This window comes from Xanthomonas hortorum pv. cynarae (assembly GCF_002939985.1).
Taxonomy (GTDB): domain Bacteria; phylum Pseudomonadota; class Gammaproteobacteria; order Xanthomonadales; family Xanthomonadaceae; genus Xanthomonas; species Xanthomonas hortorum_D.
The window spans coordinates 59,682-78,001 of record NZ_MDFM01000021.1 but is presented as its reverse complement, the minus strand read 5'-3'; the positions used below and the strand labels follow the sequence as shown (position 1 = coordinate 78,001).

Below are 18,320 nucleotides of genomic sequence, written 5' to 3'. Positions count from 1 at the left end.
GCCACCAGGCGTGCAGCCCCGCAGTGATCGCCCCCGCACGCAGGCCTTGCCTCGCCATGGCTACACTGACAACCGCCCACGCACGCGCAGATCGCCACCAGCGCGACATGCGATGCACCGTCTCTCTTGCCTGTGGAGATCGCCGATGACCATTGCGCCGCTGCTGGTGGCCTGCCCGAGCTGCACTGCGATGAATCGCGTAGCGCAAACGCGTCTGCGCGATGCGCCCAACTGCGGCAGCTGCCATCAGCCGCTCTTTCTCGGGGCACCGGTAGCGCTGTCCACTGTCGATTTCGACAAGCACGCGGTGCGCAGCGAGCTGCCGTTGGTGGTGGATTTCTGGGCACCGTGGTGCGGGCCGTGTCTGAGCATGGCGCCGCAATTCGCCGCGGCCGCCCCGCTGCTGGAACCGCAGGTCCGTCTGGCAAAAGTGGATACCGATCTGCATCCGGCGCTGGGCACGCGTTTTGGCATCCGCAGCATTCCCACCTTGCTGGTCATCCGCGGCGGCAGTGAGCTGGGCCGTCACTCCGGCGCGGTGAGCAGCGCGCAGATCGTCAGTTGGGTGCAGTCGGTGTTGCGCAGCCGTTGACACGAAAAAGCCCGCTGCGTACTGCACGCAGCGGGCTCGGTTGTCGTACCAAGCATCACTGCGACGCGCATGTCGCTGTGATGCGGTGATGCGGTCAGTCGATCAGCAACTCATTGCCAGTTGACGTTGACCGACACGCCCACGATGCGCGGCTCGTTGTAGACCGCCGCCATGTAGTTCTCGATCACACCTTTGACGTTTTTCTCGTTGGTGATGTTGCGCGCAAACGCCGCCACTTCCCACGCACCGTAGCCGCCGGTGTAACCCAGCTTGAGGCCGCCTTCGAAATTGCCGTCGGCGCGGAACTCGGTGGAGTCGTACAGCACGAAGCTGGTTTCGCCCTGCTTGTTCCAGTCGGTGGAGACGAAGAACGCGCCGTCGTTACCCACGGGGATGTCGTAACGCGCGGCCAGGTTGAGGTTGTACTTGGGCGCGTTGGGCAGCGGGTTGCCGTCGATCTGCGCAAAGGTGTTGGCGCCGACGCGGATGGTCGGGTCGTTGACCGTGCACACCACCACGCCGTTGAGCGCGCAGGCCTGCGCAAACACGCGCTTGTCCTGGATTTCGCTATGCAGCAGGCTCAGGCCGGCGGTCAGCGACAGGTTGGAGATAGGGCGCCAGTCCAGGTCCGCTTCCAGACCGTAGGCCTTGGCCTTGTCGGCATTGAACAGCACGCCGTTGCCGTCCGAATCGTTGCCGTTGAGCTGGATGTCATCGACGGTGTAGGTGAAGCCGCTGACATTCAGACGCAGGCGATTGTCGAACAGGCTGCTCTTGATGCCGGCCTCCCACGACAGGATGGTTTCCGAATCGGCGGTGGTGAAGTCCGAATTGAATACCGCGCTGCGGCCCTGGATGGTCGGGCCGCGGAAACCGCGCGCCACGCGTGCATACACGCTCAGCTCGGGATTGATTTCGTACATCGCGCTGAGATCCCAGCTGGGCTGGGTGTCGGACATGCGCACGTCGCGACGGCCACGGTACGTCACCGCACCTACGGCGGTGTCGGCGGTCTTGAGCAGGCGGGTTTCCTTGGTGTCCCTGGTCTGGCGGATGCCGGCGGTCAGGGTGAGCGCGTCGGTGGCCTTGTAACTGAGCTGACCGAAGCCGGCCCACGAGGTATTGGTGTTGCGCAGGCGCACCCAGTTGTTGGGGTTGCGCGCGGCGGTCTGCAGAAAAAACGCACGCTGATAGAAATCGGTGGTGTCGCGGCCATCGAAGTAGAACGCGCCCACCTGCCATTGCAGTGCGTCGTCGCCTTCGCTGGCCAGACGCAGTTCCTGGGTGTACTGATCCAGATCGCGGATCTGCCCCATCGACTGGCCGAAACCGTTCGGCACGCCGTTGACCGGGTAGTTGGCCGCCGCGCCGCCATCGGTGTCGCCACGGCTGTAGCCGGAGGTGGTTTCGTAGGCGGTGATGGAGGTCAGCGACACGCCGCCGAAATCGTAGATCGCCTTGATCGAGCCGCCATCGGTCTTGTAGGCCTGCGGGTTGTCGTTGGCTTCGTCGTAGGCCACGCGATCGCGCGGCACGTCCACCTTGTCGCTGCCGCGCGTCACCGCATTGCGCAGGAACAACGTGGAGGTGCCGTCGTAGTCGCGCGTATGCACCGAGCCCAGCAGCGAGAACGCGTCGTTGGGCTTGAGCAGCACCTGCAGGCGTGCATTGCGGTCGTTGTAGCCGCCCATCGCATCCTTGCGCGGCGTGCGCGTGCCATCGGCGCTGCTGCCGGCAAAGGTGTTGTCCACCCAATCGTCGCGGTGCTGATACAAGGCCGAGACGCGGAACGACAGGACGTCGTTGATCGGCCCACCGAAGCCGCCATCCAGCGACACGGTGTTGTAGCTGCCGTAGCTGGCATCGACGCGGCCGGTATAGGTGTCGCCGGGCTTGACCGTGTCGAACTTGACGATGCCGGCGGTGGTATTGCGGCCGAACAAGGTGCCCTGCGGGCCGCGCAGCACTTCGACCTGATCCACGTCGTAGACCGGGTTGGACTTGAGCACCACGTGCTCCAGCACCACATCGTCCTGGATGATGGACACCGGCTGCGAGGCACCCAGATAGAAGTCGATGTTGCCCAGGCCACGGATATAGAAGCGCGGGAAGATGCGCCCGGTGGTGGTCTCGGCATAGAAGCCCGGCACGCGGCCGGACAGTGCCAGCAAGGTGTCGTCGCCGCCGGCGGTGAACTCGCGCATCGCCGCGCCCTGCACCACGCCCACCGACACCGGCACCTCCTGCAGGTTCTGCTCGCGGTGCTCGGCGGTGACGGTGACCGTATCCAGCGCGGTCGGGCTGCCCTCGCCCTGGGTCGTCGACGCTTGCTGGGCCGACGCGGCGGCAGCCATCGAAGCGAGCAACAGGCCGGCGCAGGCGCGCGCCAGCGGTGTGCGCTGCAAGGCGGCGCAACGGCGTGCAGAAGCGTGCATGGCGGCGGACGTCAGGGACGCGGAGATAGACAAGTACAACGACATACGAGGTGATCCTTGGAGTAAGAGCGGCTAACAAACTACTGCGCGGCCGCCAGGCGGGCGCAGCCGGTGCTCGGAATCCTCATGTACCCACTCGTACACTCCGGTCCCTGCGCGCCGTCTGCACCCACCTGACGACCGCTCGCTACGTTTGTTAGCCGCTCTAAGTAGAGTGAGGTGACGTCCGTCGGCACAGGCATGCCGGACGAAGGCGCAAGGTGGCGCCGCGCGCACGATATGTCAGCAATGTTGCAGCTCTATGGCAAGCGTGCCGCCGCGCACATGCCGCTAGGTCTACACCCATGCCATTGCACGCGTGTGGCATGGCGACCGGCATGCCCGCACTGGCCGTGTGCTGACAGCAGGCGGTTTTTTGTGCGCCACCTTTGGCCCGCATGCCCACTCGCGCTAAGCGCGGGAAAATAAACAAGTCGCGCTAGGCGCGAGGAAATAAACACTCCGCGTTGAGCGCGGGCAAGCACACCACCGGCGTTATGCGCGGGCGGCAAGCACGCTGCTGTCAAGCATCTGCCCGACCATGTTGAGCAGATCGTTGAGGCTGAAAGGCTTGGGCAGCAAGGCCATGCCTTCGGCCAGAAATTCCTGCCGCGTGGCTGCGTTTTCGGCGTAGCCGGTGATGAACAGGATCGGCAAGCCGGGCCGCAGCGCGCGCGCCACATCGGCCATGTCGCGCCCGTTCATGCCTGGCAGGCCCACATCCGACACCACCAGATCGATCTCCACCCCGGCACGCAGTTGCTCCAGTGCGCCATTGGCATTTTCGGCTTCGGTCACGTGGTAGCCGGCATCGCTGAGCACCTCGCTCACCATCATGCGCACCACATCGGTGTCGTCCACCAGCAGGATGCGCTCGTGACGATGACGCGGCGATCTGGGCGGCGGTGCCGGCGCCACCTCGCTTGCGGTGAGCCCGCGCGGCAACAGCAAGGCCACCGTGGTACCACGGCCCACGGTGCTGGTGATGCGCGCGGTGCCGCCGGATTGACGCGCAAACCCATAAGTCATGGACAAGCCCAGACCGGTGCCCTCGCCGATGGGTTTGGTGGTGAAAAACGGCTCGAACACCTGATTGAGAATGGCCGGCTCGATCCCGCTGCCATTGTCGATCACATTCACCGCCACGTAATCGCCATCGTCCAGTTCCGGATCGTTGCGCGCGGTGTAGGCGGCGCTTTGAATGCGGATGGTGCCCTTGCCCTTCAATGCATCGCGTGCATTGATCACCAGGTTGAGCACCACGTTTTCGAGCTGGTTGGCATCGGCCACCGCGACCAGCGGCGTCTGCGCCAGATCCAGTTCCAGCACGATGTTCTCGCCGATCGAACGGTGCAGCATGTCTTCCAGCGAGCGCACGCGTGCGTTGATGTCGAACGCCTGCGCATCCAGCGATTGCTTGCGTGCAAACGCGAGCATGCGCTGGGTCAGCGCGGCAGCGCGGTGCGCCGAGCCGGTGGCGATTTCCGCCAGCCGCGGCACGCGCTCGATGCGGTTGGATTCCACCGCCAGCTGGATCATGTCCAGCCCGGAAATGATGCTGGTCAGCAGGTTATTGAAGTCGTGCGCGATGCCGCCGGTGAGATTTCCCAGCGCTTCCATCTTCTGCGCCTGCAGCAGCTGGATTTCGGTGCGCTGGCGCTCGGCGATCTGGTGCGCCAGCTCGGTGGTGGCGGTGTCCAGTTCCTGGCGTTGTTCGCGCTCGCGCAGACGCTGTTCGGTCACGTCCTCGACCAGCAACAAGCCCAGATCCGGCTCGCGATACGGCGACACCCGCCACTCGGTTTCGCACAGCTTGCCATCGCGGATGATCGACAGCGTGCCGCTCCAGCGCGCGCGTTGCGCCAGCGCGGTGGTCAGGGCATGCACGGTTGTCGCCTGGTCCAGCCCCGCCGCCTGGATCGCATCGCCGGGTGTGGCGCTGCCGATCAGGCGCTGGAAGGCCGCATTGGCTTCGTGCGTGTGCAAGTTGGCATCGACCACGGCGATCGGCGCGCTGATGTGCTCGAAGATCTCGCGGAAGCGGGCCTCGCTGATCCGCAATGCATCTTCGGCATTGCGGGCGCGCAACAGCGTGCGCAGCGTGGCGACCAGCACGCTGGGGTCGACCGGATGGATCAGGTACGCATCGGCACCGGCATCCAGCCCGGTGGCCATGTCGCCGGTGGCGATCGAAGCGGCCGACACATGCACCACCGGCAGCAGCGCGGTGCGCGGGGCGGCACGCAAGCTGCGCACGATGTCGAAGCCGCTCATGTCCGGCAGGTTGACGTCCAGCACCACTGCGGCAAAGGCGTGCGTGGCCAGCTTGGCCAGGCCATCGGTGCCGGTGCCGGCCTCTTCGACCACGAATTGATGATGCTCGAGCACGCGCCGCACCGAATAACGCGTCACCGCGTTGTCGTCGACCACCAGAATGCGATGACTACCGGGCAAGTGCGTTCTCCGCCGCCAGCGTCACCGGCAGCACCACGAAAAATTCGGAACCTTCGCCGACCACGCTATTGATCCCCACCCTGCCACCGAGCAGCTCGGCGAAGCGCTTGCAGATCGCCAGCCCCAGGCCGGTGCCGGTCAGGCGTTTTTGCAGCGGCGAATCCACCTGCACGAAATCCTCGAACAAGGCCTCATGCAGCTCGGCCGGAATGCCGATGCCGGTATCCTGCACACCGAAGCGCACATGGGTGTCGCCTTCCAGCTGCGCGAACACGCGCACGTGGCCTTGCGGGGTGAACTTGAGCGCGTTGGAGATGAAGTTGCGCAGGATCTGCGCCAGCTTCTTGTCGTCGGTGTAGAGCATCGGCAGCGCCGGCGGATCTTCGAAGATCAGCGTGGTGCTGCCGGCATCGGTGAGCGGGCGGAACATGCCGCGCAACGCCGAGAACAGATCCATCAGGTCGAACCAGCCCGGCGAAATGGCGATGCGGCCGGCTTCGATCTTGGCCAGATCCAGCAGGTCGTCGACCATCTCGGTGAGCTCGCGCGCCGAGGCGCTGACAAAGCGCACCTGTTTGGATTGCTCGGCGTTGAGCGGCCCGTCCATGCCGTCTTCCAGCAGGCGGGTGATGCTCAGGATCGAACTGAGCGGCGTGCGGAACTCATGGCTCATGTACGACAGAAAGCGGCTCTTGAGCTCGGACACATCGCGCAGCTGTTCGGCCTGCTGATCGAGCTCGGCATACAGCGCCAGCACGCCCTGGTTGGTTTCTTCCAACTCCTCGCGCAAGGCCTGGTTCTGCTGCCGCAGCGCGTCGAGTTCGGCCAGCGGATCGGCCGCCGATGCGGCGTCGGATGACTTCATTGCAGGGCTCCCAAACGCATGACGAACACGCAGGCATCGTCGCGGCCGCGCGCGTAATCGCGCAACAGCACCGCCGCAACAATACGCGGGTGGCGTGACAATAGCGCCGGGTGATCGCGCAGATTCCAGCGCGTTTGCAGGCCGTCGCTGTGCATGACCAGCAGCTTGCCGGTCGCATTCGGAAAATCGAACGGCTGCGCCTTGCGAAACTGCACCCCGACGATGCCCGGATGCGACGGCATGCCGCGCACCCCATCGCCATCGCACAGCGAAGCGACGATATTGCCGACGCCGGCAAAGCGCACCTGGCCGGTGCGGCTGTCGAACTGCATCACCGCGGCCGCACCACCGCGCGTGCCGGACATGCCGGCATGCAGGCGTGCGATGAGCTCGCCGGGCTCGCCGCTGGCCGCTGCCAGCGCGCGCGTGCCGGCACCGGCGGCGTCGGCCGCGCCTTGCCCGTGGCCCAGGCCGTCGATCAAGGTCACGCTGACCCGTTGCTCGCGGATCGCCAACTGCCAGGCGTCGCCGCACACCACTTCATGATGCAGCGGCACGCGCACCGCGCCATACGGCAGATCCAGCTCGGCGCGTGGTTGCGCGAACAGTCGCACCATCACGATCGCGCCCTTGGCATCGGAGTACGCGTCCAGCACCTGCGCCTTGCGCTTGATCGCGCCCAGCCCGGTGCCCGGTGTGCCGGCAGTGGAATAGCCATCGCGCAGGCCATCTTCCAGTGTAAAACCCGGGCCTTCGTCGATGGCGCAGATCTCCACGCCCATGCCCTCGCGCGCAGCCACGCCCGACAACTGAAAGCAGCCGCCACGCCCATGCTTGAGCATGTTGGTGGCAAGTTCGGTGGCAACCAGCGCAACGCGACCGCAGGCGGCTTCGTCGAACCCCAGCGTCTGCGCGAGTGCCGTCGATTCGCGCCGCGCCTGCCCGACCTGGCTGGCTTCGTCGACGCGAAACAGGCGGGTCACGTCACCGGTAACCGTCACTTCCATGTGGTGATGGTGATGCGCGTGCCCTTGCCCGGCGTGGTGTCCAACACAAAGTCATCCACCAGCCGCCGGCTGCCGGACAGGCCCAGACCAAGTCCGCCGCCGGAAGTCCAGCCGTCTGTGAGTGCCAGATCCAGATCGGGAATGCCGGGGCCTTCGTCGCGGAATGTCAGCTGCACGCCCTTGCGGATGCCGTTTTCCACCAGCGCCCAGTCCATATCGCCGCCACCGCCGTAGATCACGGTGTTGCGCGCCAGTTCGCTGGCCGCAGTGACCAGCTTGGTCTGGTCGACCAGACGCAGGCCACACTGCACCACCAGCTTGCGCACCGTCTGCCGGGCCAGCACCACATCCTGTTCGGTGCGTACCGGTTGCGACCCTGTGGTCATGAATCGCGATCGGGTTGCTGCAACAGGCGCATGCCGCGTTCGACATTGAGCGCGGTGCGCACCGACGGCAAGGTCAGGCCCAGTTCGACCAGGGTGATCGCCACCGCCGGCTGCATGCCGACCACCACGGTCCTGGCATCCATCACTGCAGCCAGCCCGGAGATGGTGCTGATCATGCGGCCGATGAAGGAGTCGACGATATCCAGTGCGGAGATGTCGATCAGCACGCCGCGCGCGGAGGTGGCACTGATCTTTTCCGACAGGTCTTCCTGCAAGGTCATTGCCAGTTGATCGTGCATGTCCACCTGGATGGTGACCAGCAGCAGATCGCCCATCCGCAGGATCGGGATGCGCTCCATGTCAGCTCGCCTTGCTCACGGTCACGCCGGTGCGCTTGAGCGCCAGCGCCAGCGCATCGGACAGGTTGGCCTTGGTGACGATGCCCTGCAGATCCAGCCCCAGATGCACGATGGTCTGCGCAATCTGCGGGCGCACGCCGCTGATGATGGCATCGGCGCCCATCAGACGAATCGCGGTGACGGTCTTGAGCAGATGCTGGGCAACCAGCGTATCGACCGTGGGCACACCGGTGATGTCGATGATGGCGATCTCCGAACCGGTGTCGACGATGCGCTGCAACAGCGACTCCATCACCACCTGGGTGCGCTGCGAATCCAGCGTGCCGATCATCGGCAGCGCCAGCACGCCGTCCCACAGCTTCACCACCGGGGTGGACAGCTCCAGCATCTCTTCCTGCTGCCGCACGATGATGTCTTCGCGCGTCTTCTGGAACGCCTTGACGGTGTACAGGCCCAGACGATCCAGCAATTCGGACAGCGCCCACAACTGCAGGCCCAACTCCTCAGGCGCACTGGCGTACTCGCGCTGCACCAGCTCGAACAACACGCGCTTGAGCGAAAAAATGAAGTTGGCGGTTTCCTGCGAATCGAAGCCGCGCGTGGCGCGGTCGCGCGAGAGCGTTTCCAGGAAGCGCCGCACTTCGCTCCATTCGGCGCCATCCAGGTTGCTGCCGCCGTCCTTCAGGGATGCAACCAGCAAGCGCAGAAATTCAGCGCTCTGGGTTTCGATTTCCTGCCGGGACATACGCGCATCGTTACCGCCGCTGGAGCCCAGCCACGCGGCCAGCAGCGTGGTTTCCTGGTTACGAATCGCATCGATCGAGCGCTGCTGCAATGCCACCATGAGATCACCCGCCGAGTAAAGAGAAGAAAGGCCGGGCATGCGGGCTGGACTGCGCCCGTGGTTGGCGCGGCGCCCCCACGCCGAAGCGCAGCAGAATAAAACAATTCAGATTCGGCAACCAACGACGAACCTGTAGCAGTCATCAGACACTACACGCTGCAGTTTGACATTGCAGCGCACATGGCGAATGTGCGCCCGGCCACGCCTGCGCAGATGCAGGCGGCGGATGCAGGCGGTGATGGTCTGAGTGCCACCGACCGATGGCGGACGCTGCCGCAAAGCGTGGTGGGGAGTTTGATCGAAGCGAGGTGATACGGGCACACCGAACAAGCCCGCCTGTGGGCAACCGCCAGTGCGTGCAACGCGCTGTGCCACCAGCGGCGTGTCGGGCTGTGGCCGGGCGTGTTCTGATCGCGCCCAGACTTTTCTCAGGCTCTCCGATGTCATCGCTGTTTTCTCCGTATCAACTTAAAGACCTCACGCTGCGCAACCGCATCGCCATTCCGCCGATGTGCCAATACACCGCCGTGGACGGCCTCACCAACGACTGGCATCAGGTCCACTACGCCAGCATGGCGCGCGGCGGTGCGGGCCTGGTGATCGTCGAGGCCACCGGCGTGTCGCCGGAAGGACGCATCACGCCCGGTTGCCTGGGCCTGTGGAACGACGCCCAGGCCGAAGGGTTGGCGCGTATTGCGGCATCGATCAGCGCCGCCGGCGCAGTACCCGGCATCCAGATCGGTCACGCCGGGCGCAAGGCCAGCGCCAACCTGCCGTGGGAAGGCGACGACCACATCGCCGACGGCGACGCACGTGGCTGGGACACCATCTCGCCCTCGGCCGTCGCCTTCGGTGGCGGCCTGCCCAAACTGCCGCGCGAGATGACGCTGGACGACATCGCCCGCGTGCGCGGCGATTTTGTCGCCGCCGCACAGCGCGCGCGCGATGCCGGCTTCCAGTGGCTGGAGCTGCATTTTGCGCATGGCTATCTGGCGCAGAGCTTCTTCTCGGTACACGCCAATCAGCGCCAGGATCAGTACGGTGGTACTGCCGAAAATCGTGGACGCTTCCTGCTGGAAACACTGCAAGCAGTGCGTGCGGTCTGGCCGGAACATCTGCCGCTCACCGCGCGCTTTGGCGTGATCGAATTCGATGGCCGCGATGAGGAGACCTTGCAGGAAGCCATCGCACTGACCCGCAACTTCAAGCAAAGCGGCCTGGATCTGCTCAACGTCAGCATGGGCTTCAGCACCCCGACCGCGCAGATTCCGTGGGGCCCGGCGTTGCTGGCGCCGTTCGCCGAACGCGTCAGCCGCGAGGCACAGTTGCCGGTTGCCTCGTCCTGGAATATCGACGACCCGCTGGAAGCCGACCGCGTCATCGCCGCCGGGCAGATGGAGTTGGTGATGATCGGCCGCGCGCACCTGGCCAACCCGCATTGGCCGTATCACGCCGCGTTGGCGCTGGGCGAAGAACGCCCGTCGTGGGTGCTGCCACCGTCGTACGCGCATTGGCTGGAGCGCTACGGCAAGCGCAGCTGATCGGATACGTGCGACATGCCCGGATGCGGCACCGCGCGCAAGCCGACCGCGCACACGAAGTCAGCAGGTTTCGTGGGAATGCTTCGGTTCGCTGCAGGCGCTTGCACGCGTACCGCAGTAGGACACCGGATGCAGTACCGCGCATCGCCTATCCCCACACACGACCTAAGCGGCTCAGCGATGATATTGATCGCCGCCCTTACAGCCCGTAACGCTCCACTGCGTCCAGATGCGGGCGAGGATCCTGATCGCAGGCCTCGGCCAAACGCAGCCAGCACATCGTGTGCGGCCACTGCGCGGTGGCGGCAAGCAAGGCCCGATGCAATTCCAACGGCGCCGCCGCTTCCGGCAGCGCCACGGTGAACAACACGCCGGGCAGGCCCGTGCCCGCATCTTCCGGGTCGAACGCATCCGGATGTTGCGGATCGATCACGTGATAATCGTCGCGACTGTGCACCCACAGCTTCCAGCCGCGGGCCTCGATCTCTTCGCGCAAGGCCTCGATCGCCGGCTCGCCGGGATGCACGCCATCCACCAGCCAGCTGCTGCCGTAACCGCCTGCCTGCAACACATGCACCTGCGCGTAGGTCGGTACGAAACGCTCGCGCTCGGCCTCGTCTTCCGGCGGCGGATACAGCAACTCGGCATCGAACACCACCCAATCGCCGACATGCTGACGCCGATGCGCAGGCGCGTTTTCGAGGATGCGCGCGGTGACCGGGCCGGTGCGGCGCGCGTAATACTCGGCCGCCTCGCCGTCGTCCACACAACGCACGATCACCCAACCCCAGTTCTCTTCGACCACACCGCTGGTGCTGCTCAGCTCCATGCCGATCGCCAGCGCCGAGGCACGCACTGCCTCCCACTGCTGCGCCGCACTGGCCGCGGTCATGTGATCCCAATGCGCAGAGCGCGGCTCTTCCATCAGCTCGGTCAGCTGCCGGTAGACCTCGGCCGCTTCGGCAAAGCGCCCGGTGTTGAGATACATGCGCCCCAGCAAACCGCGTGCGCCATGCGAGCCGGGCGACAATTCCAGCAGCGCGGTGCAGGCCTGTTCCAGCGCCGGCCAATCGGCCAGCCGCTGGGCAAGCTGCGCTTCGCACCACAGCGCCGCCACCGGCACCAGCGGGCGATACAGCTGCGCCAGCCGACGCATGCCGGCGTCGTCGCCACGGCCCAGCAGCAGATTCATCAGCCGGAAGGTCGGGCTGGTCTCGCGATCGGCATGCCGCTGCACGAATGCCCACAGCAGCGTAATCGCCTCATCGTCGGCCGCGCACGCGCTCAAGGCCGACGCAGTGGTGTCCACCAACTCGGCATCGTCGGGGCGCTCGGCCACTGCCTGCAGCAACCATTGCGCTTCGCGCTCGGGGTTGCGCACCACGTCTTCGGCTTGCGCCTCCAGCCATTCCAGCAACTGCGCGGCAGGCACCGGCGCCGCCTCGCCCGCCGGTGCGGTCTCGATGCGCAGGGCCAAACGGTCCAGCAATTGCGTGGCGCCACGGTCCTGCCGCAACTTGGGCACATGCGCACGCGCAAGCGCCAGATGCCGGCGCGCGGTCCACACCGCACCACGCTGCAACGCCAGCGCGATTGCCATCTCGGCCGCGTCGATCAGGATGCGATGCGCACCGACCTGCGCGTAATGATCCAGCATCACCTGCAAGCGGCTGCCCAGATCCCAGGTGTTGCGCTCCGGCGTGCGCGACACCAGCACCACCACCGCACGCAACCAGTGCATGCGATAGCGTGGCGCAACCTCGCGCCACGGCAGAAATGCCTCCAGCGCTTCATCGTCGCGATGCAACAGCGCCAATGCGCGCGCCTTTTGCAAACGCCGCGGCTGGCTGCAGTTGGCCCACTCTGCACCTTCGCGTGCGGCCTCGCGTTCGCGCTGTTCGATCAGCGCCAGCGCTTCTTCTGCACGGCCGAGCGAGAGCAGGATCGAGATGCGCATGTCCGGCACGCCGTCGTAGATCTGCGCGCCATGCGCAAGAATGGTCTGCGACTGCTCTTCCAGATAATGCAGTGCCGCCTCGCCGCGCCCATCGTCAAGCAAGGCGTCGGCTTTTTCGCAGCTCAGACACTGGTAGCACGACCAGCTCGGGTCGATGCGGCCCAGCGTTTCCTCGCATACTTCGATGCGCTCTTCCACCCAGCCCGGCCCGTCGATATTGGCGTAGCACGCGGCCAGATCCTGGGTCACGCACACCGATTGCGGGCACTCCACCGCATCGGCGCGATGCGCGCGCTCGAACAGCGTCACGGCATCGCTCAGCGCACGCTCGCCTTCGCACAGATTGCCGACCCGGTTGCGCATTTCCCAATGCCCGACGAACACCTCCAGCCACGGATTGGCCAGCGTCTTGCCCAGCGCACGCGCCTCGGGCAGGAGCGCTTCGGCGCGTTCGATCTGCAGGTCGCAGATATGGTCGGTCAGGCGCGTCAGCAGTTGCGCGTTCTGCGGCTGACCGGCTTCGCCCAGATCGTCCTGCAGCTTTTCAACCCAGTTCCAGATTTCCATCCTGTTGCTCCTTCGATGCGGCGCTCAGCGCGCCAGCAGTTGGGTCACGGCCTCGGCAAGATCGCCGAAAGCCCGGTTCAAATCCGATCCGCCCGACGCGCTGGCGCCCGGCTGCGGCTGGGTGCGCCCCTGCGCCGACACGATAACCTTGAGCGAGCGCAGCAGCCGCGCCGCCACCGCCGCCTGCGGATTGCCGGCACGCTGCGCCGCCAGCAATGCCTGCAGCGCCGGGTTGTCGAGATTGAGATACAGCCGCTGGGTCTGGCGTGCTTCGATCCCCGCAGTGAACTGCCGGGCCAGCCGCAACGCAGCGGTGGACACGCGCTTGTCGTTTTCGTCCTGCTCCAGACGGCGTTTCAGTTCGGCCTCACGGTCGGGCACCACCACCAACGGCAATGCTTCCGGGCTGAAACGCGCAGGCACCAAGGCTTCGCCATCGCCCAGATGCTGTTCCAGCCAGGCCAGTTCGTCGGCCGGCACGCTGTCGTCCAGTTGGAACAACTGCCGGTTGCCCTGCTCGGTGCCCAGCTCCACCAGCCGCACGCCCTTGGCCTGCGCCCAGCGACGCAGGAACGGCACCACCGCATAGCGATTTCCGTAGGCCACCGGCACGCCCATCGCGCGGAACAGCATCTCTTCGAAACCGCTGTCGCTATCCAGGATCACATGCACTGCGCCACGCGCCGGCAACTGCTGCGCCGGCAGATCGCCTTGCGAGGTCGGCACCCGCACGTGTTCCATCAGCAACTCGAACAGGCGCTCGTCGCACAAGGCCGCGCCCAGCAAGGCCTCGTTGTGGCGCAGCAGAATGCGCCGCCAGGCTTCCGGCTGCTGACGTGCGACGTCGGCCAAGCCCTGCACCAGCGCTTCGGACAGCGCGTGCTGCACCGCCGTGTAGGTGGAGTCGCGCTGCAGATCCTCGCGGCTGGCGGTGGGCGTCAGCCGATTGGATTCGATCACCCCGCCGATGAAGCCCGCCCACGGTGGCAGCAGCTCGCGCGCGTTGTCGTCCAGCAGCATGCCGCGCAGGAACACCGACAGATTGCGGTTGTCGCTGGTGCCGTAGGTCGCACCGTCCTGCACCCATAGCAAGCCGACCGCATCGCTGCCCTCCGCCGTGCGCACCGGCATGCAGCACAGCGGTTCGAAGTTGCGCTCGAAGCGCGCGGCAAACTCGCGTTGCCGCCGCCAGGCCTGCACCGGATGCAAGGGCACCGCATCGTGCATGCGCCACGGTGGCGGCTCGGGGTTGATCGCCTGCGCATCGCCCCCGATCCAGATCGGCTCGCGCAACAGCGCGCAGTAGCGCGACAGGATCTCGCGCAGCCGCCCTTCCTGGACCAACGACAGATAGTCCTCATGCAGTTCCAGCACCACTTCGGTGCCGACCTGCGCACGCGCAGGAATCGGGCTGACCGTGTATTGCTCGGCGTTGCTGGAGATGTAGCAATGCCCCAGCGTCGGGCTCTGGTACGAGGTGGTGCGCACGCTGACCCGGCGCGCCAGCACGAAGGCCGACAAAAACCCCAGCCCGAACATGCCGATCAGGCCGCTGTCTTCGTGCCCGCCCTGACGCAGCCCACGGGTGTAGCCCACGCCCACAGTGGCCAGATAATCGTGAATTTCCTGCTGGGTCAGCCCGGCGCCGGTATCGACGATGCGCACGATGCCCTGGGCAGCATCGGCATGCACTTCGATGCGCGATTCGCCTTGCCAGTCGGGTTGTTCCAGGCGGCGGCGCAGGATCGAGTCGTGCGCGTTCTGCACCAGCTCGCGCAACGCGACCACCGGTGTGGAATAGAGGTGCTTGCTGAGGACGGACATCAGTCCGTTGAGATCGACGCCTGCACGGCGGATCTGAGAGGCGTCCGTCGCCTCGGAGGTGTGATCTTGCATGATCGTCTGTCGTTTCCTTGGCGGCCACGCCCATCCTCGGACGCGCCTTCCTGGGTGGCAATGCGAGCCGGAAAGCATAGCCGCAAGCCACGCCGCACGCACGCACGTCTCAATTCGGATCCCTCCACCGCACTTCGACCGGACATCGCTGCTGCATCACCCACCGGAAACGAAGCGCCACGGCCTGCATGACTGCACGGCCGTGGCGCCAGACACATTATCGCTGCAAGGTTTCCATCGGTGCCTCATTGAAGTGCTGGCGGTAGCCCTTGGCCAGCGCCGAGCGGCTGCCCACGCCCCAACGGCTTGCCGCCTGCAGCACACTGCCGCAGCCGCCTTCGGCCAGCAGTTCGTCGCGGATGCTCTGCATCCGGTAACGGCGCAACACCTGGGTCGGCGACAGCCCGGTGGCCGACTTGAACGCCTGCTGCAACGCACGCCCGGTCACCCCGATCTGCGCAGCCACTTCATTGATCGACAGATCCGAGCGATGCGCGTTGGTGATCATGTAGGTGTAGGCACGCCGGTACTTGGCCGGCAGACGCGCCGAGATGTCGTCGCTCACATGCGCCGGGGTACCGCTTTCCAGCAGGCGCGGCGCCTGCACTTCGCTGCGCAGGCATTGCACCGCACCCAGCGCATACCGGTTGTAGAGCAACAACGCCTGCTCGGTCTTGCCCAACGCCTGGCTGATCTTGGCCTGGCAATACTCGAACTCCAGATTCCAGCGCGGCGCATGGTGCCGGCCGGCACCGGCCAACGCACGCTCGGCCAGATCCGCACGCCCCACCGCCAACGCAGCCAGTGCCAGTTCCACCTGCGCGTCCTGGCGGGCGCACGGCGGGCAACCGGTGGCCGCAGCCGGCAATGCATCGATCTGCGCATCGAAACCGAAGGTATCGCCACCGGCAATCCGCAGCAGGTTGCGCACATGCCGCATGCGCTGGGCGAGCACCGGCATGCTCTCGGCCAGATCGGCGATGCAGGCGCGCAGCTCGTTGGGCTCGAAGGCATGCGCCGCATCTTCCTGGCGCAGCGTGGCCTGCCAGAACACGTGGTCGCTCATGCGATCGGAGCGACGGATGCGCAGTTGCGCAATCATGTCCAGGCGCAGCGCGGTGGCGATCCGCAGCCAATCGCTCGCACCGGTCTCCAGTTCCGAAAGCACCTCGTTGGCGCGCTCCAGCGTCTGCAGCGCAAGTGTGCTCTGGCCCAGATGAAAGTGCGTCAACGCTTTACCCAACAGGCTCTCGCCGCACAGGCAGGACGGCGTCTCGCGGTCCATCGCCAGCTGCGCAAAACAGTTCAACGCGGCGCTGAGCCGGCGCTGGCTCAGCATCAACCAGGCGGTGTTGCGGCACGACAGCAGCCGCAGCTGCCGTTGATGCCCACGCATCGCCTTCAAGGCATGGCGATACGCATCTTCGGCTTCTTCCTGATACTCCAGGATCAGCAGCGCGTCACCACTGGCGCCGAGCAGGCTCACTTCATCGTCGCCGCCATCCGAGGCGGCCTGCCCGTCGCGGCGTTGTTGAAGGTGTTGCAGACCCTGAGGCCAGGCACCAACCAGCATCCTGCTTGTATAGGTAGGAAGACGGTCTGCGTACGACAACGCAGAGATCGCTGCGAGGTAAGTGGAAAGGATCATGCCGGGCTCTCTCTTAGGGGGATGAGCAAAAAACAACCAATTTCGCCGGTCTTTTGGCGCACTCGATTGTATGCAGCGGATCCAATGGAATTTCTCACTTTAGGGCACTAAGAAAATCAAAAATTCTCACTCTGGTCGAACCGTGCCAGTCGCGCGGCGTGCAGAGCGTGTGGGCACTTTTTGCACTCCAGGTCCGATGTCGTGCACAGGACATCGCACGACATACGATTGCGTACTGAAGACATCGGCTCCTGCAGCAAGACCCTGGCGGTGCCGGAACGTCTCCGAACATCTCGCTTCCACGCGCAGCTCGCGTTGTCGAGGCATGTCGTGGCAATGACTGCATGTCGGTTGCCTGTGGGAACAAACGCAATCGCCGCGAATAGAAACTTCGGCGATCCGCCGCGTCGATAAGCCGCAGACATATTCCGCAAGCGCTATAACAGCGAATAAATTGCAATACCTTGGTCTATACCTGACCAATTGGTCTGGATGCCTGCGGACCCGGGCGATTTCCTGGCGCTTCTGCAGCGCCGTCGCCGCAGCAATGTCGTAATTTTGTTATTTCCGGCGCATCCATGCCTAAATGTAAGAGCTCCGTTACGCCTATCTGAGCGCACGTTAAAGCCAACCCACGCAAAGCCGAAGAAAAGTACGCAGCAGTGAAACTTTCTGCCTCGCCAATGGTACATACCATTCGTCTGATCTCGGTCAGACCCTCCCTGGCAGCCGAAAGGTTTGGCGATGTACTTATCTATACACGTGGGTTTTGTATTGGCGCCGGCTGCCCGTCACAGGCACCCGACATACGACTGGTACGCATGCCGACATGGGAAGGCTGGCTGATGTACGCCAACGCTTCCGGCAAGCAAGGATCGGCTTTCCTGTTGACGCAGGATGCGCGTCTGGCGTCGCAGGTCAATGCGAGCCTCGCACCGCTCGCGCCGAGTTTTGCGGTCTTTTCCGACGAGCTCGAACTACTGCGCTCGCTGCGACATTCCCCTTGCGAGCTGCTGGTGTTCGATGCGACCTGCGTTGCCTCCGACGATAGTTCGCTGCTGGCCTGGCAGCGCTGCCATAGCGGCCATCCAACGCCATTGATCGTGCTGGGGCGTTTCGATTGCCCCAACGACATCCTGGCCTGGTATCGCGCCGGTGCGCAGGACGTGCTGGCGCTGCCGTTCAATTCGCATGAGTTGCATGTCCGCGCGGCATTGGCGATCTCGCCGGTGGCGCAGGCATGCCCGGAAACGCAGCAACTCAGCGTTGGGCCCTACCAGTTGATCCGCGACGAGAACACCGTGTATCTGCACGACAAGCCGATCGTGCTCACTGCACGCGAGTTCTCGATTGCCTGGTTGCTGTTCTCCAGCCCCGGTGTGTGCTTCCGACGCTGCCAGTTGGCCAAGGCGGTATGGGGCAGCCATACCGAGTTCACCGACCGCACCATGGAGCAGCACATCTACAAGCTGCGCAAGAAGTTGCAGCTGTGCAATCACAGTGGCGCGGTGCGCATCAGAACCGTGTATTCGCATGGCTACAAGCTGGAACTTGCACTGCATGACACAGATGCACTGACTCCGGGCAAGCTCACACCCCAGAACGCGGCAAGCCACGCTGCGGCGTGCTGATCCAGACGCGTCTTGGCGTGGTGCGTGCCGACGCAAGGCTTGTTTCAAGCCAATAAAATTGCAAAAACGACAACGGCGCAGGGACTTCCCTGCGCCGTT

The 18,320-nt window shown here is 65.0% G+C and carries 13 protein-coding genes and 1 other RNA gene; 4 read left to right on the top strand and 10 right to left on the bottom strand.

Going from position 1 to position 18,320, the window contains the following annotated elements:
- Positions 1 to 145: 145 nt before the first annotated feature.
- A complete protein-coding gene (trxC, locus tag XcyCFBP4188_RS15070; protein WP_006450594.1) occupies positions 146 to 592 on the top strand; it encodes a thioredoxin TrxC in 447 nt (148 codons plus the stop codon).
- Positions 593 to 702: 110 nt separating this feature from the next.
- Here the strand turns inward: trxC and XcyCFBP4188_RS15065 are convergent, their stop codons facing one another.
- The gene (locus XcyCFBP4188_RS15065; RefSeq protein WP_074056949.1) at positions 703 to 3,072 is read right to left on the bottom strand and encodes a TonB-dependent receptor; all 2,370 of its coding nucleotides are present in this window, start codon (positions 3,070 to 3,072) and stop codon (positions 703 to 705) included.
- An 81-nt stretch (positions 3,073 to 3,153) separates the two neighbouring features.
- Here XcyCFBP4188_RS15065 and XcyCFBP4188_RS15060 point away from each other — a divergent pair.
- Positions 3,154 to 3,229, top strand: a non-coding RNA gene (locus XcyCFBP4188_RS15060) — sX9 sRNA.
- Between the two features lie 332 nt (positions 3,230 to 3,561).
- Here XcyCFBP4188_RS15060 and XcyCFBP4188_RS15055 read toward each other — a convergent pair.
- Genes XcyCFBP4188_RS15055 through XcyCFBP4188_RS15030 form a run of 6 tightly spaced genes read right to left on the bottom strand, consistent with a single transcriptional unit; the run spans position 3,562 to position 8,981 of the window.
- A complete protein-coding gene (locus tag XcyCFBP4188_RS15055) occupies positions 3,562 to 5,520 on the bottom strand; it encodes a response regulator (RefSeq protein ID WP_074056948.1) in 1,959 nt (652 codons plus the stop codon).
- Positions 5,510 to 6,385, bottom strand: coding sequence for a sensor histidine kinase (locus XcyCFBP4188_RS15050; RefSeq protein WP_006450591.1), 876 nt, complete (start codon positions 6,383 to 6,385; stop codon positions 5,510 to 5,512). Before XcyCFBP4188_RS15050 ends, XcyCFBP4188_RS15055 begins: the two co-directional genes overlap by 11 nt.
- Entirely contained in the window at positions 6,382 to 7,392 is a 1,011-nt protein-coding gene (locus XcyCFBP4188_RS15045) for an ATP-binding protein (RefSeq protein ID WP_006450590.1), read from the bottom strand. Before XcyCFBP4188_RS15045 ends, XcyCFBP4188_RS15050 begins: the two co-directional genes overlap by 4 nt.
- Entirely contained in the window at positions 7,383 to 7,778 is a 396-nt protein-coding gene (locus XcyCFBP4188_RS15040) for an anti-sigma regulatory factor (RefSeq protein WP_006450589.1), read from the bottom strand. The genes XcyCFBP4188_RS15045 and XcyCFBP4188_RS15040 overlap by 10 nt, the downstream gene beginning before the upstream one ends.
- Complete coding sequence (locus tag XcyCFBP4188_RS15035) at positions 7,775 to 8,137, bottom strand: STAS domain-containing protein (protein WP_006450588.1); 363 nt, start codon at positions 8,135 to 8,137, stop codon at positions 7,775 to 7,777. The genes XcyCFBP4188_RS15040 and XcyCFBP4188_RS15035 overlap by 4 nt, the downstream gene beginning before the upstream one ends.
- Position 8,138: 1 nt before the next feature.
- On the bottom strand, positions 8,139 to 8,981 hold the full coding sequence (locus tag XcyCFBP4188_RS15030; RefSeq protein ID WP_043908847.1) for an STAS domain-containing protein: 843 nt from the start codon (positions 8,979 to 8,981) through the stop codon (positions 8,139 to 8,141).
- A gap of 440 nt (positions 8,982 to 9,421) precedes the next feature.
- Here XcyCFBP4188_RS15030 and XcyCFBP4188_RS15025 point away from each other — a divergent pair, with 440 nt between their 5' ends.
- Entirely contained in the window at positions 9,422 to 10,522 is a 1,101-nt protein-coding gene (locus XcyCFBP4188_RS15025) for an NADH:flavin oxidoreductase/NADH oxidase (protein ID WP_006450586.1), read from the top strand.
- Between the two features lie 199 nt (positions 10,523 to 10,721).
- Here XcyCFBP4188_RS15025 and XcyCFBP4188_RS15020 read toward each other — a convergent pair whose 3' ends face one another.
- From XcyCFBP4188_RS15020 to XcyCFBP4188_RS15010, 3 genes are all read right to left on the bottom strand, one after another.
- A complete protein-coding gene (locus tag XcyCFBP4188_RS15020) occupies positions 10,722 to 13,046 on the bottom strand; it encodes a hypothetical protein (protein ID WP_006450585.1) in 2,325 nt (774 codons plus the stop codon).
- Positions 13,047 to 13,070: 24 nt separating this feature from the next.
- Positions 13,071 to 14,942, bottom strand: a complete 1,872-nt coding sequence (locus XcyCFBP4188_RS15015; protein WP_167393555.1) for an ATP-binding protein — start codon at positions 14,940 to 14,942, stop codon at positions 13,071 to 13,073.
- A gap of 217 nt (positions 14,943 to 15,159) precedes the next feature.
- Positions 15,160 to 16,515 carry a helix-turn-helix transcriptional regulator gene (locus XcyCFBP4188_RS15010; protein ID WP_174556022.1) on the bottom strand — a complete coding sequence of 452 codons (1,356 nt, stop codon included), beginning with the start codon at positions 16,513 to 16,515 and terminating at the stop codon, positions 15,160 to 15,162.
- A 920-nt stretch (positions 16,516 to 17,435) separates the two neighbouring features.
- Between XcyCFBP4188_RS15010 and XcyCFBP4188_RS15005 the strand changes: the two genes are divergently transcribed.
- The gene (locus tag XcyCFBP4188_RS15005; protein ID WP_043908861.1) at positions 17,436 to 18,221 is read left to right on the top strand and encodes a winged helix-turn-helix domain-containing protein; all 786 of its coding nucleotides are present in this window, start codon (positions 17,436 to 17,438) and stop codon (positions 18,219 to 18,221) included.
- Positions 18,222 to 18,320 lie beyond the last annotated feature (99 nt).